Genomic DNA, 13,156 nt, shown 5'->3' with positions numbered 1-13,156 from the left:
CAACGACAGTCAATACTGACTTACAAAATCAGTTATCCAGGAAGCTCCGCAGCTTCCGGCTGCGCGACGGGTGCTTCAGCTTGCGCAGCGCCTTGGCTTCGATCTGGCGGATGCGTTCGCGGGTGACCGAGAACTGCTGGCCGACCTCTTCCAGCGTGTGGTCGGTGTTCATGCCAATGCCGAAGCGCATGCGCAGCACGCGCTCCTCGCGCGGGGTGAGCGAGGCCAAGACGCGCGTGGTGGTCTCGCGCAGGTTGGACTGGATCGCCGCGTCGATCGGCAGGATCGCGTTCTTGTCCTCGATGAAATCGCCGAGGTGCGAATCCTCTTCGTCACCCACCGGCGTCTCCAGCGACAGCGGCTCCTTGGCGATCTTGAGGACCTTGCGGACCTTCTCCAGGGGCATGCCGAGCTTCTCGGCGAGCTCTTCCGGGGTCGGCTCGCGGCCGATCTCGTTCAGCATCTGGCGCGAGGTGCGGACGATCTTGTTGATCGTCTCGATCATGTGCACGGGGATGCGGATGGTGCGGGCCTGGTCGGCGATCGAACGGGTGATCGCCTGCCGGATCCACCAGGTGGCGTAGGTCGAGAACTTGTAGCCGCGGCGGTACTCGAACTTATCGACCGCCTTCATCAGGCCGATATTGCCTTCCTGGATCAGGTCGAGGAACTGCAGGCCACGGTTGGTGTACTTCTTGGCGATCGAGATCACGAGGCGAAGGTTGGCTTCCACCATCTCCTTCTTGGCCTGACGGGCCTCGCGCTCGCCCTTCTGCACGCCATGCACGATCTTGCGGAATTCACCGATCTCGAGCCCGGTCAGCGCGGCCAGCGACTGGATCTCGTGGCGCAGGTCCTTGATGCGGTCCTTCTCGTGATGGACGAAGTTCTTCCAGCCCTTGGCCGAGAGCTTCGAGACACGGTTGAGCCAGCGCGGATCGAGCTCCGAGCCCTGGTAGTTGCGCAGGAAGTCGTCGCGCGCGACGCCGTGGCTGTCGCCGAGGCGCAGCAGGCGGCCTTCGAAGGAGACCAGCTTCTTGTTGATGTCGTAGAGCTGCTCGACGAGCGAATCGATGCGGGCCTGGTTGAGGCGCAGCGACTTCACCTCGACGATGATCTCGTCCTTCAGCTTCTTGTACTTGCGCTCCTGCGAGGGCGACAGCGACTCGCTCTGCAGCTGGTTGGCGATATCCTGCTCCTGCAGGCGGCGCAGCTTCTTGTACTCGGACGCGATCTTGTCGAAGGTCTCCACCACCTTCGGCTTCAGCTCGGCCTCGATGGCGGCAAGCGACATCTGGTTCTCGAACTCGTCGTCGTCCATGTCGGCTTCGGCGGCGGCCTCGCCCGGATCCTTCTCCTCGCCCTCGGCTTCGCCGGCAGGCGCGGCACGGAACGGGGTCGGCGACGGCGGCGCTGCCGGCGGCGCGACATGCGCGGGCGCGCCCGCTTCGCCGCCGCTGCCATTGGCCTCGGCGCCAGCGCCGTCACCGCTGTTGTTGGCGATCAGGTTCGGGTTGATGCCGCCCTTGGACTCCGGACCGGCATAGGTGGCTTCGAGATCGATGATGTCGCGAAGGAAGATCTTTCCTTCGTTGAGCTCGTCGCGCCAGATGATGATGGCCTGGAAGGTCAGCGGGCTTTCGCAGAGGCCCGCGATCATCGCCTCGCGGCCGGCCTCGATGCGCTTGGCGATCGCGATTTCGCCCTCGCGCGACAAAAGCTCGACGGTGCCCATCTCGCGCAGATACATCCGCACCGGATCGTCGGTGCGCTCGCCGGGCTCGCTCTTCTTGACCTCGGTGACGGCCTTCTGCGTGACCTCGACAAGCTCGTTGTCGGTGTCGTCGTCGCCGTCGTCCTTCTCGTCCTCGCCTTCGGAGTCCTCGGCCTCGGTGACGTTGATGCCCATGTCCGAGAGCATCGACATGATGTCTTCGATCTGTTCGGGCGAGGTGGTGTCGGAGGGAAGCACTTCGTTGAGCTGATCAAAGGTCACGAAGCCGCGCTTCTTGGCCTGCTTGATCATCTTCTTCACCGCGGCATCCGACAGGTCGAGCAACGGCGACGGCGCGTCGGCGGAATCCTTCTCGGGAGCATCCGCCGCCTTGTCGTCTTTTTCCTTGTCCTTAACCTGCAGCGTCTTTGCCTTGGTGGCCATTCACTAAGCTCCCGAAAACGCGGTCATGCAAAATGGCGCCACGCACGCACATCCGCACGATATCTAGAATTGCTCTCGACGCACAAAGGGCGGCGCACATGATCGCCACCCCTGCCATCCGTTTCGACGGTTTCCATCTGCAATAGCCCGGCGCGTCTTCCGCAAAAAGTGGTTACCGGTTTTACGATCAGAAGACGCGCCAAACGTTAATCTGGCGGATTTTCTTCACGACGAACCGGCGGCACCACTTCGCCCGAAAATGCTACGGTGCTATTAAAGTTTCGCTTAACCCTGTTTTTGCAGCCAAACCATGGATTTGGCGAGTCTTTTTGCGAGTTCGGCCAACGCCGTCCGCATCATTTTTCGTCACACGTTACGCTGGAACCGGCCCGATAATTCGCCGAACCCCTCGATCAGGGCCTCGGTCCCGTCGGCTTCCGCCATCCGGGCCTGGATATCCCGCAGCCATGCCAGATTGGCCTCGCTTCCGTCTTCAGCCAAAGCCGCCTCAGCATCCTTTTTTTCCCTAAGTAAGGCGTGGGTTTTCTGATGCAAGGCAACGAGTTGCCGCCAGGTCGATAAAACATCCTCCCGCGCCGCGCCGACCTTGGCGCCCCACACCGCCTGGGTCGTCAGCGCGCTCTCAACCCTTTGAAGCGCTTGCGAAAATCCGCCCGCCTCGAGGTCAGACCGCATTTTCTCGGCCTGCTCCTCCGCGTCCGGGGAATGGTGGTGGTCGTTGGCGAAAGCCGCAATGATGCCGGCGCGGAGCTTGTGGGCCTCGGGGTGGGCGAGCTCGAGCGCCGCGACCTCCTCCAGATGGTCGTGCAGCAGCCAGGGGTGGTTGATCAGGCACTCAAGGATCAGGGCCTCGCGCCGGGAGATCGCGCTGCGCTGGCCGCGCATGATCGAGCTGTTGGCCAACTGCGGGCTGGCCGCCTGGTAGGGACCGCGGCCAAGGCCGGGAACCGGGCCCTTGGGGCCGAATCGGCCGCCCTGGGCCGGGCCGCGGGGCACAAACTGCCGGGGTGATTCGCTGCCGCGGCCGCCCCGGAAATTGCCGCGGCCGTAGCCGCCGCGCCCGCCCTCGGGCGCAAAGGTGCGCTGCAGACGCTCCTGCAAATCCTGCCGATAGTAGCGGCGCACCACCTCGTCGCGGATGCCATTGGTGAGTTCGCCGATGCGGGCTTCCAGCGCGGCGCGGCGTTCCGGCGTGCCGAAGCTGCCGCCCTCGATCTCGCGCGACCAGATCATGTCGGCGAGCGGGCGCGCGGCGGAGATCACGTCCTCGATCGCGCCGCGGCCGCCGGAACGGACGAGATCGTCGGGGTCCTGCCCTTCCGGCAACAGCGCGATGCGCAGGCTCTTGCCGGGCTTCAGATTCGGCAGCGCGATATCCGCGGCGCGATAGGCCGCCTTCTGTCCGGCACGGTCGCCGTCGAAACAGAGGATCGGCTCGTCCGCCATCTTCCAGAGCAGCGCGAGCTGGTTCTCGGTCAGCGCAGTGCCGAGCGGCGCCACGGCGCCGGGAAAGCCCGCGGTCACCATCGCGATGACGTCGACATAGCCCTCGACCACGATGAGCTGCGCACCGTCATGCGCGGCCTGGCGCGCGGTGAACAGGTTGTAGAGATTGTCGCCCTTGTGAAACAGCGTGGTTTCCGGCGAGTTCAGGTATTTGGCCGGAACGTCCTTCTCCAGCGCGCGACCGCCGAACGCGATGACGCGGCCGCGGGCATCCGTGATCGGAAACATCACGCGGTCGCGGAAGCGATCGAACGGCACCGGCTTGTCCTCGCCGGCCACCAAGAGCCCCGCCTCCACCATGTCCTCGGTGGAGATGCCCTGCGCGCCCAGATGCTCCTTCAGTGCGAAGCGGTCCGGCGGCGCATAGCCCATGCGAAACTGGAGCTGGGTCGCCGGCGAGATGCCGCGATCAGCGAGATAGCCGCGCGCCTTCGCGCCGTTGCGCGAGGCCAGCGTGTCGGCGAAGAACTTTGTCGCGAGTTCCATCACGTCGTGCAGCGTGCGGCGGCGCTGCTCGTGGCGCGCGGCGTCCGGCGTCGCCGCCGGGATCGCCATGCCGGCCATCGCCGCCAGCCGCTCGACCGCCTCCGGGAAGGTGACGCCCTCGGTCTCCATCACGAAGTCGAAGATGTTGCCGTGCCGCCCCGAGGAGAAGTCGTGGTAAAAGCCCTTCTGGTCGTTGACGGTGAAGGACGGCGTCTTCTCTTGCTGGAACGGCGACAGCCCCTTCCATTCGCGCCCTGCCCTCTTGAGCTTGACGCGCTTGCCCACGACTTCCGAGACCGGAAGCCGGGCGCGCAGCTCGTCGAGAAATTGGGGCGTGAAGCGCATTGATGAGGTCGGGTTGGCGGGAATGCGTGGATAACCGATTAGCCATATAGGGGCGGCGACTGAAATACTAAGCTTGTGGCGGCTTTTCCGAGCAATTCACAGGCTGTCATCCCGCTGCTTGTCCCGTCGGACTACCCCGGAATCTGCGGTGGAGAGACGTTGCGGCCAACTTGAACCTGCTCCGGTTCCGCGCTTGGATAGGGGCATGTTCACGACATTCCGAGGCGGACAGAGTGGCGGCTGGAAGGTGACTTCCATCGTGCGGGTGAAGGGCGAAACGCTGCCGAAGGTCGCGGCGCTGTCGGTGATTTCGAGCGAGGCGATCGCGCTGCCGCTGTTGCCGTCATCGACCGCGTGGCGGCTCGCCGGCGTCGCGAGCAATCTGCGCTACACCGAGCGGGCGGAGAAGGACAAGCTCGCCGCCATCGAGCCCAAGCTCGGCCGGAGCGAGGCGACGCATGCAGCGCTGATCCCGATCAGGAAATCCGCCGCATGGTGGGAGCTGACGCAGGAAGAGCGGCGCAAGATCATCGAGGACAAGTCGCACCATATCTCCGGCACGCTGAAATACCTGCCGGCGATCGCCCGCCAGCTGTTTCATTCTCGCGATCTCGGCGTCCCCTTCGACTTCCTGACCTGGTTCGAATTCGCGCCCGAACATGCAGACCTGTTCGACGAGCTGGTCGGCATGCTGCGCGCGACCGAAGAGTGGACCTATGTCGAGCGCGAGGTCGACATACGCGTGGTGCGCGAGAACTGAGGCCTCTCTTCGTCATGGCCGGGCTTGTCCCGGCCATCTACGTCTTGTTGCAAGGCAGCCGGAAAAGACGTGAATGCCCGGGACGAGCCCGGGCATGACGGAGCAACTCTAATGTCCGAGAAATCTGCCTGACGCGATCCGCGGCAGGTGCGTCACCGGCCAGTTGTAGAGATAGGTCCACGCCTCGCTCATGCGTCCATTGGCGAGCGTGACCGGCAGCATCTTGCGGACATATTCGGTCGGCGGCGGGAAACCCTCGCCGCAGGCTTCATACATGTCGAACTCGCGCAGCATCGCGTCGCGCTCGCGCAGGCGGAACAATTCGCCGTGCACGATGTCGGCGGGGTCGTCCGATGTCAGCAACCCCGGATAATGCTTCACGAGATAGAGCCGGCCGCGGCAGTGCGCCGCGCCGAGGAAGTCGGCGTTGGCCGACAGCAGCTTCGCCATCGGATGGTCGAAGCCGCGCATCAGCGTGCCGTAGACGAATAGAAGGTCGGAGATCATGGCCCTCTATGTCATTGCGAGCGCAGCGAAGCAATCCGTGCCGCCGCAAAGATGGATTGCTTCGGCCTTCGCCGAAAGCTTCGGCGGACAGATCGTCGCTATCGCTCCCTGCACTGACGCGGATCGATCGCAAGCTCGCTGCCGAGCACGCGCAGATCATGGCCGTCGCGCGGACGCAGCATGATGCGGTGCTCGCCGAACGCTACCGGCTGCGCGCAGCGATAAACGGTCTTGTGATGAATAGTGAGCAGCGGCATCGTCGAACAATCATCGTGATTTTGGGCGGCTTAATCTATAGAGAATACTGCTCGTTTCCAGATCCGCTTGCTCCCTGAATAGGCAAAATTGAGGAAAACACCTTGAATCGCGTCGGTGGCCTGTCATTTCTGCTCGCTAACACCGACGTTTCGCCAATTCTGGAACGCAACACGGACAGCCGCTCTCCATTCCTGTTCACCTGCGATCACTATGGCCGGCTGATTCCCAAGCCGCTCGGCGATCTCGGCCTGCCGGAAAGCGAGCTTGCACGCCACATCGCCTGGGACATCGGCATCGCCGGCGTCGCCGAACAGCTCGCCGACCAGCTCAACGTGCACCTGATCGCGCAACGCTATTCGCGGCTTGTGATCGACTGCAATCGGCCGCCGCATGCCGCAAGCTCGATTCCGCTGATCAGCGAAGCGACCACCGTCCCGGGCAATGAAGGCCTGTCGCGCGGCGATGCCGAAATGCGCCGCGCGCAGATCTTCGATCCCTATCACAGGCGGATCGACGAGATCATCGACGAACGGACCCGGCGCGGCATGCCGACGGTGCTGGTGTCGCTGCACAGCTTCACGCCCGTTTACGCCGGCATCGCGCGGCCCTGGCACATCGGCACGCTCTATCACCGCGACAAGGTGCTGCCGCCGCTGCTGCTGAAACAGCTGCGCAGCGAGGGCGACCTCGTGGTCGGCGACAACGAGCCTTATGCGGTCAGCGACGAGACCGACTATACGATCCCCATACATGGAGAGATGCGTGGGCTAATGAATTCGGGTATCGAGATCCGTCAGGACCTGATCGCCGACCAGGCCGGCGAGACAGCCTGGGCCGATCGCCTGGCACGCATCCTCAGCGAGATCGAGGCGATGCTGTGGGCGGAGGCGCTGATCGCGTGAAGTCACGCAGCACGGCTGCCGGCGCTGCGCACGCCGCGCGGCGAATCGCCGAAGCGGGCCCGGAACAGCCGGTTGAAGTGCGATATGTCCGAAAAGCCGGCCTCCAGCGCAATGTCGGAAATTCGCTGCGCGCCCTCGTGCGGCGCGGTCAGCAGTGTGAACGCCTTTTGCAACCGCAATTCGTTGACGCGCTCCGTGAAAGACGCACCCGACGACGCCATCAGGCGCTGCAGGTAGCGCGGAGAGATGCCCTGGCGACGGGCCACGATCTCCAGGCTGAGATCCGGATCCTGAAAGTGCGCCGCGATGTGGTCGAGGGCGGCGCTGTGGCGCGCCGCGATCACCGCGCTCGCGCTGCTCTCGCCCAAGGGAGCGCATTCATCGATTGTGAGTGCCACGAGGTCGTGGATATGGGTCACGATGGTATCGCGCAGCTTGGGCGCAGCCAGCGCGCCCTGCCCCAATGCCGACTTCAGGTAAGTCATGAGAAGCCGGAGCGCCTCGGTTCGGCGGGAAATCCGCCGCATCACAAGGCTGTCGAGATCGGTCACGCGCGGCACCAGTGCGTCGCGCGGCACCGCCAGACCGAGTTGAAGTCCTTCGACATAGCTGACAATAGCCGGCTCCGAGTGCAGAAGCGCGATGGCATCGCCGGCGCGGAATTCGATCTCCCGGCCGCGCTGCGATAGCAGGCTCGTACTCGGAGAGCTGACGATGAAGCCGATCGAGTCATCGCCATCGACGATATTCCTTCGCATGCGCTTGAAGCGCATGGCCGATCCCGTCCATGCGAGCACGCGCAGTCCCTGAAGCGCCTGCAGCGTTGCTTCGGCGTGAAACGGAGCGTCGGACACAGTCTCGATATCGGCGTGGACGATGCGCCGTCCGAACTCTTCCCGCCACATCGGGATGCGCATCCGCTCCGGGAGCTCGCGGGTGGAAAATCGAATCGACTTGAAATCGGCAGTGTCCGCGGACATGCGGAATCTCCAAGCCTCACGCAACAACCGGAGTTATTCCGACAATCGACTGCCGATATCCGCAATTTGCTATCTGCAATTTGCGCTTCGCGCACCCGACCGTCCAATCCGAGGTGCGCAGAAGTCCAAGACACGGCGCTGTCTGCTCACTAGTGTCACTCATCGCAATCGACACTGCAAGTGAGCTAGTTCACGTCGAAGCGAGGAACTCTGGACTAAAGTAATTGCGAAAGTCGTGGTGAAAATATCTCTCTAAAGAGGAGAGAGCCATGATGAGGCTATTTCAGGTTGCCGCCATCACGTCCGTTTTGGACATCGTCGGTGCAGCGGCCGCAAGCATTGCTCGAATTTGCGACATTATTCGCAATCTATTGCATTCAGTGATCCGGGCCGCGATCCGCCTTCCCGGACATCCGCTTCCCCGATGATGACGTCGTGCCGCGCGCTGGGCGCGAGATGGCAATCCTCGTCAGAAGGCAACCTTCGTCAGAACATTACCCGCCGGCTCTGCTCGTCCTCAGCCCGGGTGAAATAACCGAAAATAATTGCATGGGGCGCCAACCAGTGCTGATCAAGCGAGGATTTGAACATGTCCATACTCGACTTGCTCTATCGGGAATATTGCCGTGCCCGCCTCGCTGAGATGCGCAAGCAGTTCCTGGTCCCCACCGTCGGTGATGACGTCCTCGACATGAATTGGGATGCCACTAATCCTGCCAACCCGGGAGATCGTGGCAATGGCCTGGAGAACGGCGTCACAACAAGCGAACCCTCAACTGTCCGATAGCGCGTAACCGCATCCGCTCGGTCGGCCCGCACACGCCGGAACATCGCGCGCAACGCGAACTGCAAAGTCGTTCCGGAGAAGTATCTCATCGATCCAGGCCCGACCGAGAGTGCGGTGGCACGTCGGTCAGGGCAACCAAATGCACAATCGCATGCACATCTCAAAGCCATTGGTCGGCGAGCCTCCGCCGGAGCTCGAGGGATCCGGCCGCGACCTGCGCATCGACGCCTGCCGCGGCATCGCGCTGTGGTGCATCTTCCTTGACCATGTCCCCAACAACATCGGAAGCTGGCTGACGCTCAAGAACTACGGTTTCAGCGATGCCGCGGAAGTCTTCATGTTCATGTCCGGCGTCACTTGCGCGCTGGCCTACGGCAGGGCGCGCCGCTATGAGGGCTGGAACGGCGTGATCAGCCGCTCGCTGCGGCGAGGATGGGATATCTATGCGGCGTTTCTGCTGCTCACGCTCGCTTACGCCATCATGACCTACCTTGCAGGCGGCGACGACCTGGCCGACGAGAGCAATACGCGCGTTCTGCTGGAAGATCCGGGCGCGACGCTCGCGCATGCGGTGATCCTGCAATACCGCCCGGTCAATGCCGACGTATTGCCCATTTTCGTGTTGCTTCACCTGTTGTTCGCGCCGCTGTTGTGGCTGTTGCTGCGCTGGCCGAACGCGACGCTGGGCAGTTCCTTCGCACTTTATGTGCTGGTGCACGTGTTCGGCTGGATGGTGCCGGCATGGCCGAGCAGTCATTGGGCCTTCAATCCGATGGCCTGGCAGCTCCTGGTCGTGCTCGGCGCGTGGTGGATGATCGCGGGCGACCCCGTCCGGCCCTGGATAACGTCACGCGTAGTGCTGGTCGTTGCCGTGCTGTATCTGCTCGTCAGCCTCTTCATTGCCCTGAGCTGGCACATCGAGCCGCTGGGAACCTTGGTCCCGGAGGCGCTGGCGAAGCTGCTTCACCCGGTGGACAAATCGAATCTCGATCCCGTGCGGCTGCTGCATTTTCTGGCGATCGCGGTCGTGGCGGTGCGGCTGGTGCCGCATGATTGGCCGGCGCTGCAGACGCCGGCGCTGCGCAGCATGATCTGCTGTGGCCAGAACTCGCTGCCGATCTATTGCCTCGGCGTGCTGCTGGCCTGTGGCAGCCACCTGGCGCTGCTCGAGATCTCGAATGGAATAGCCATGCAGATCGCACTCAGCGTCGGCGGCATTCTGGTGATGATCGCCGCTGCGACGCTGCTCAACTCGATCTCGATCAAGCCCGCTCGGCAGCCGCGCCTGATGCAGCCGACCTAGCCCGCAACCGCGACAATCCCGGCCAGCTTTCCCGCTTCGCGTCAATAAGTCCGGACCGCCGGCAACGGACCTCGGGGATGGCCACCCTCAGCCAAGATCGCGCAGATCCTTGCCAAGCGGCGGCGTCAGGCAAAACGCTGAGAAGACGACCTTCAGGCCGGCCCGCTCGGGCGTGCAGGCCATCGGCCCACAAGAGCAATCCCGTCCTCAAGCGTTCTCCCGCTGCGGGCTCAATCTCGGAAACGTGCAGACTGCGCTGTACCCGGTTTGACCAACGATCAAGTTACCGTGCCCGGGTCAGCGCCAGCCAGATGCCGCCGCCGATCATGAAGCCGCCGGAGATGCGCGACATCAGCCGCGTCCGCTCCTTGGAGAAGAATTTGCGGGCGCGGCCGGCGAGCAGCGCATAGGCGCCGTCGGTCATCACCGCTGTCACCATGAAGGTGACGCCGAGCAAGGCCACCTGCGGGATGTGAGGTTTGCTCATGTCCATGAACTGCGGAATGAAGGCACCGAAGAACACCAGCACCTTCGGGTTCGACAGCAGCACCAGGAAGCCTTGCAGGAAGAAGCCGCCGCGCGGCGGCGGCGGCGTCTCATCGGTGCTGATGCCCTCGACCGGCGCGCGGATCAGCTTGACGCCGAGCCAGACCAGATAGGCGGCGCCGGCGAAGCGCACCCAGTCGAACCAGTAGCCCATGGTCGCCATCAGCGAGGTCAAGCCGACCGCGACGGTGCCGATCACGATCGCGAGCCCCACCTGCGCGCCCAGTACGTTGGTGAGCGCCGCGCGGGTGCCGTAGCGCAGGCCATTGGCGATGACCATCGTGACGATCGGGCCGGGCAACAGCGCCAGCGCAATGCAGGCGGCGACGAAGGCGAGATAGGCTTGCAAGGACATGATCGAAATCCGGCTTGAACGTTCGTCATGGCCGGGCTTGTCCCGGCCATCCACGTCTTATTGGCGCAGCTGAGATCATAGAGACGTGGATGCCCGGGACAAGCCTGGACAAGCCCGGGCGTGACGTATCTATCGATCATTTAGAGCTGACCTCATCCACCGCTCGATCTCTCGAGACTGCAGAAAGGTCACCGCAGCACGCTGCACCCGTGCCGGATCGCCCCTGCCTTGCGCGGCCGCCACCAGCAAATCGCAGCGCTGCGACACGGCGATGCCGATCGCGCTGCGCTTGCCGCCAGGCATGTCGATGTCGTATGCCCTGATCCGTCCACGCATGTCGGCGACGTACACGACGTCGCCCGCCTTCAGCGGCGTGAAGCGCGGGGTGATCATGTCGACATCGGCGACACGATCGACCTCGCCGTCATCGGCGACGCCGCTGTCACAGTTGCAGAAGCCGAGCTTGGGCCGGATATAGACCTCGACATCGGCGCCGCAATCCGCCGCGCGACAACGGAAGGCGCGGCCGGCGGGCCAGCCGTCGCGCGAGAACGGCCAGGCGATCTCATGCCAGTCGCCGCCACGCGACGGCGCCATCTCGTAACCCGCGACGGCCGAGACGCCGCCGAGCGCAAGGAACATCGCCACGATTACAAGCCGCGGACGCGTCACGATGCGCTCATGGCAGGCCGGCGACGGCGCGTGCCGGGCCGGTCAATTCGAGAATATGCAGGCCGGTATTGGCGCGGTCGACCGCATAGATGTAGCCGCGGTCGTCGGTCTCGACATTGTTGGTCTGGATCGCGACCTTGCAGCGCTGCTTGCCGTCGACGGTGATGCAACGCTTGTCGGTCGCGGACGTGATCGAGGGAATGAAGTAGCCGACCTCCTTCGGGTGATAGGGATCGCGGATGTCGAGCGCGCGGACGCCAGCGTTGAAGAAGGCGATGAACGCCATCTTCTTGTAGTAGACCGGCGCCATGCTCTCGTTCGACGAATGCGAGCCGAACCGGCCGCCCCGCTCGCAGAACGACCCGCTTTCCTCCGGCACCGTGTAGCTCGAGATCACCATCGGCCGCACCTCCGTGGTGACGTCGGCGAACCACACCATCTGCCGCGCCTCGCCGCATTCGTTCTGGATCGCCTCGTCGACGATCATCACGATGTCGCGGGTCTGACCGTCCTTGTCGCGCGCGAATTCCGTGATTGGCATGCCCGGCATCGGAAACGTCGTATGCGCGCCGTTCAGCGCCGACAGCGGCATCCGCGCGATCTCCGGGAATTTCAGATTCTCCGGCGTCAGCGCCTTCGGCCCGTTCAACAACTTGTCGCGATCGACGATCTGCAGGAAGCCGTTCTTGTTGGTGCCGTAGCCGAAATAGACGCGGTTGCCCTTCGGACCGGTCGAGATCGGCCCGTGCAGTTCGGTCGGCACCGCGCCGGTCGCCCCCGGCTCCTGCCCGGGCAGGCCGAAATCCCTGATCTTCACAGGATGCGCGGGATCGGAGAGGTCATAGACCTGTGTCATGCGCCGCGTGCGCCAGCCCGGCGCGCCCGAGACAAGGAACGCGATGCCGGTGTCGCATTCCCACCAGCTCTTGTGCGTGTCCTTCAGCCCTTCGCCGATCCGCGTGACCAGCACGGGATTGGCGGGATCGGCGACGTTCCAGATTTCATGCGCCTCGCTGCCGAAGGTGCGCAGCATGTAAACCGCGTTGCGATCGCGCTTCGGCAGATCCTTGCCGTCGCAGACGCGCACCATCTGTGCGCCGCCGGATTCATATTTGCCTTCCTGCCCCGGAATGTGCCGCAGATATTTCGGGTGCGCGGGATCGGTGACGTCGACGATCGAGGTGCCGTTCGGCTCGGCCTTGCCGGTTATTGGATTGACGGGATCGGGAATGTCGTCGGTGCCGCCGTGATGGCCGATATAGGCAATCCAACGATCGCCTTGATGATGGATGGTCGGCTGATAGGCGCTGCGCGCCTGCAGGTCGTTATATCCGACCAGCTTCATGTTGGAAGCTTCAGGCGGAGCGCCGATCTTCTGCTGCTGGGCGCCGGCGCCGCACGTCAACAGAATCCACAAGACCGTGCAGCAAACCGCAGTAACGCGACCACCCATGCGCACCACCCTTGTTCGAAACCAATCTGCTTCCAAACCAATCTGCGTTGGCTGACGGCACGATAACACGAGGAATCAAGGGTCCAAACACACGCTCTTGACATGCAACCATTTGGT

The 13,156-nt window shown here is 63.6% G+C and carries 12 protein-coding genes and 2 pseudogenes; 5 read left to right on the top strand and 9 right to left on the bottom strand.

The genetic code is table 11. The features are described 5' to 3' along the window. Nucleotides 1–28 precede the first annotated feature (28 nt). Nucleotides 29–2,158, bottom strand: a complete 2,130-nt coding sequence (rpoD, locus tag MTX19_RS07930) for an RNA polymerase sigma factor RpoD (RefSeq protein ID WP_280983138.1) — start codon at nt 2,156–2,158, stop codon at nt 29–31. 366 nt (nt 2,159–2,524) lie between these two features. Continuing rightward, nucleotides 2,525–4,516, bottom strand: coding sequence for a DNA primase (gene dnaG, locus MTX19_RS07925; protein ID WP_280985915.1), 1,992 nt, complete (start codon nt 4,514–4,516; stop codon nt 2,525–2,527). Between the two features lie 205 nt (nt 4,517–4,721). Between dnaG and MTX19_RS07920 the strand changes: the two genes are divergently transcribed. Next, a complete protein-coding gene (locus tag MTX19_RS07920) occupies nt 4,722–5,276 on the top strand; it encodes a chlorite dismutase family protein (protein ID WP_280983136.1) in 555 nt (184 codons plus the stop codon). 108 nt (nt 5,277–5,384) lie between these two features. On the opposite strand, the gene MTX19_RS07915 is transcribed toward MTX19_RS07920, so the two are convergent. Both MTX19_RS07915 and MTX19_RS07910 read right to left on the bottom strand, forming a co-directional pair. Further along, nucleotides 5,385–5,783, bottom strand: a complete 399-nt coding sequence (locus MTX19_RS07915; RefSeq protein ID WP_280983135.1) for a gamma-glutamylcyclotransferase family protein — start codon at nt 5,781–5,783, stop codon at nt 5,385–5,387. A gap of 119 nt (nt 5,784–5,902) precedes the next feature. Then, nucleotides 5,903–6,040, bottom strand: a pseudogene (locus MTX19_RS07910) (transglutaminase N-terminal domain-containing protein); the annotation flags it as partial. A gap of 102 nt (nt 6,041–6,142) precedes the next feature. Between MTX19_RS07910 and MTX19_RS07905 the strand changes: the two are divergent. Then, nucleotides 6,143–6,943 carry an N-formylglutamate amidohydrolase gene (locus tag MTX19_RS07905; protein WP_280983132.1) on the top strand — a complete coding sequence of 267 codons (801 nt, stop codon included), beginning with the start codon at nt 6,143–6,145 and terminating at the stop codon, nt 6,941–6,943. Nucleotides 6,944–6,945: 2 nt separating this feature from the next. Here MTX19_RS07905 and MTX19_RS07900 read toward each other — a convergent pair whose 3' ends face one another. Continuing rightward, nucleotides 6,946–7,848 (bottom strand): helix-turn-helix domain-containing protein, encoded by a 903-nt coding sequence (locus MTX19_RS07900; RefSeq protein WP_280984725.1) that lies wholly within the window; start codon nt 7,846–7,848, stop codon nt 6,946–6,948. Nucleotides 7,849–8,192: 344 nt separating this feature from the next. On the opposite strand from MTX19_RS07900, the gene MTX19_RS07895 reads away from it, so the two are divergent. From MTX19_RS07895 to MTX19_RS07885, 3 genes are all read left to right on the top strand, one after another. Then, entirely contained in the window at nt 8,193–8,351 is a 159-nt protein-coding gene (locus tag MTX19_RS07895) for a hypothetical protein (RefSeq protein WP_280983131.1), read from the top strand. A 161-nt stretch (nt 8,352–8,512) separates the two neighbouring features. Next, a complete protein-coding gene (locus tag MTX19_RS07890; RefSeq protein WP_280983129.1) occupies nt 8,513–8,710 on the top strand; it encodes a hypothetical protein in 198 nt (65 codons plus the stop codon). 139 nt (nt 8,711–8,849) lie between these two features. Beyond that, the gene (locus MTX19_RS07885; protein WP_280983128.1) at nt 8,850–10,013 is read left to right on the top strand and encodes an OpgC domain-containing protein; all 1,164 of its coding nucleotides are present in this window, start codon (nt 8,850–8,852) and stop codon (nt 10,011–10,013) included. Nucleotides 10,014–10,100: 87 nt separating this feature from the next. On the opposite strand, the pseudogene MTX19_RS07880 reads toward MTX19_RS07885, so the two are convergent. From MTX19_RS07880 to MTX19_RS07865, 4 genes and pseudogenes are all read right to left on the bottom strand, one after another. Then, nucleotides 10,101–10,202: pseudogene (locus MTX19_RS07880) on the bottom strand (DUF1349 domain-containing protein); the annotation flags it as partial. Nucleotides 10,203–10,296: 94 nt separating this feature from the next. Continuing rightward, nucleotides 10,297–10,914: a LysE family translocator gene (locus MTX19_RS07875; RefSeq protein ID WP_280983127.1), complete on the bottom strand. Its 618-nt coding sequence runs from the start codon at nt 10,912–10,914 to the stop codon at nt 10,297–10,299. 129 nt (nt 10,915–11,043) lie between these two features. After that, nucleotides 11,044–11,586 carry a hypothetical protein gene (locus tag MTX19_RS07870; protein ID WP_280983126.1) on the bottom strand — a complete coding sequence of 181 codons (543 nt, stop codon included), beginning with the start codon at nt 11,584–11,586 and terminating at the stop codon, nt 11,044–11,046. Nucleotides 11,587–11,593: 7 nt separating this feature from the next. Next, entirely contained in the window at nt 11,594–13,039 is a 1,446-nt protein-coding gene (locus MTX19_RS07865; protein ID WP_280983125.1) for a hypothetical protein, read from the bottom strand. Nucleotides 13,040–13,156 lie beyond the last annotated feature (117 nt).

The organism is Bradyrhizobium sp. ISRA464, from assembly GCF_029910095.1.
Lineage (GTDB): Bacteria > Pseudomonadota > Alphaproteobacteria > Rhizobiales > Xanthobacteraceae > Bradyrhizobium.
The sequence above is the reverse complement of the archived record's forward strand: the minus strand, read 5'-3'. Positions and strand labels throughout refer to the sequence as shown.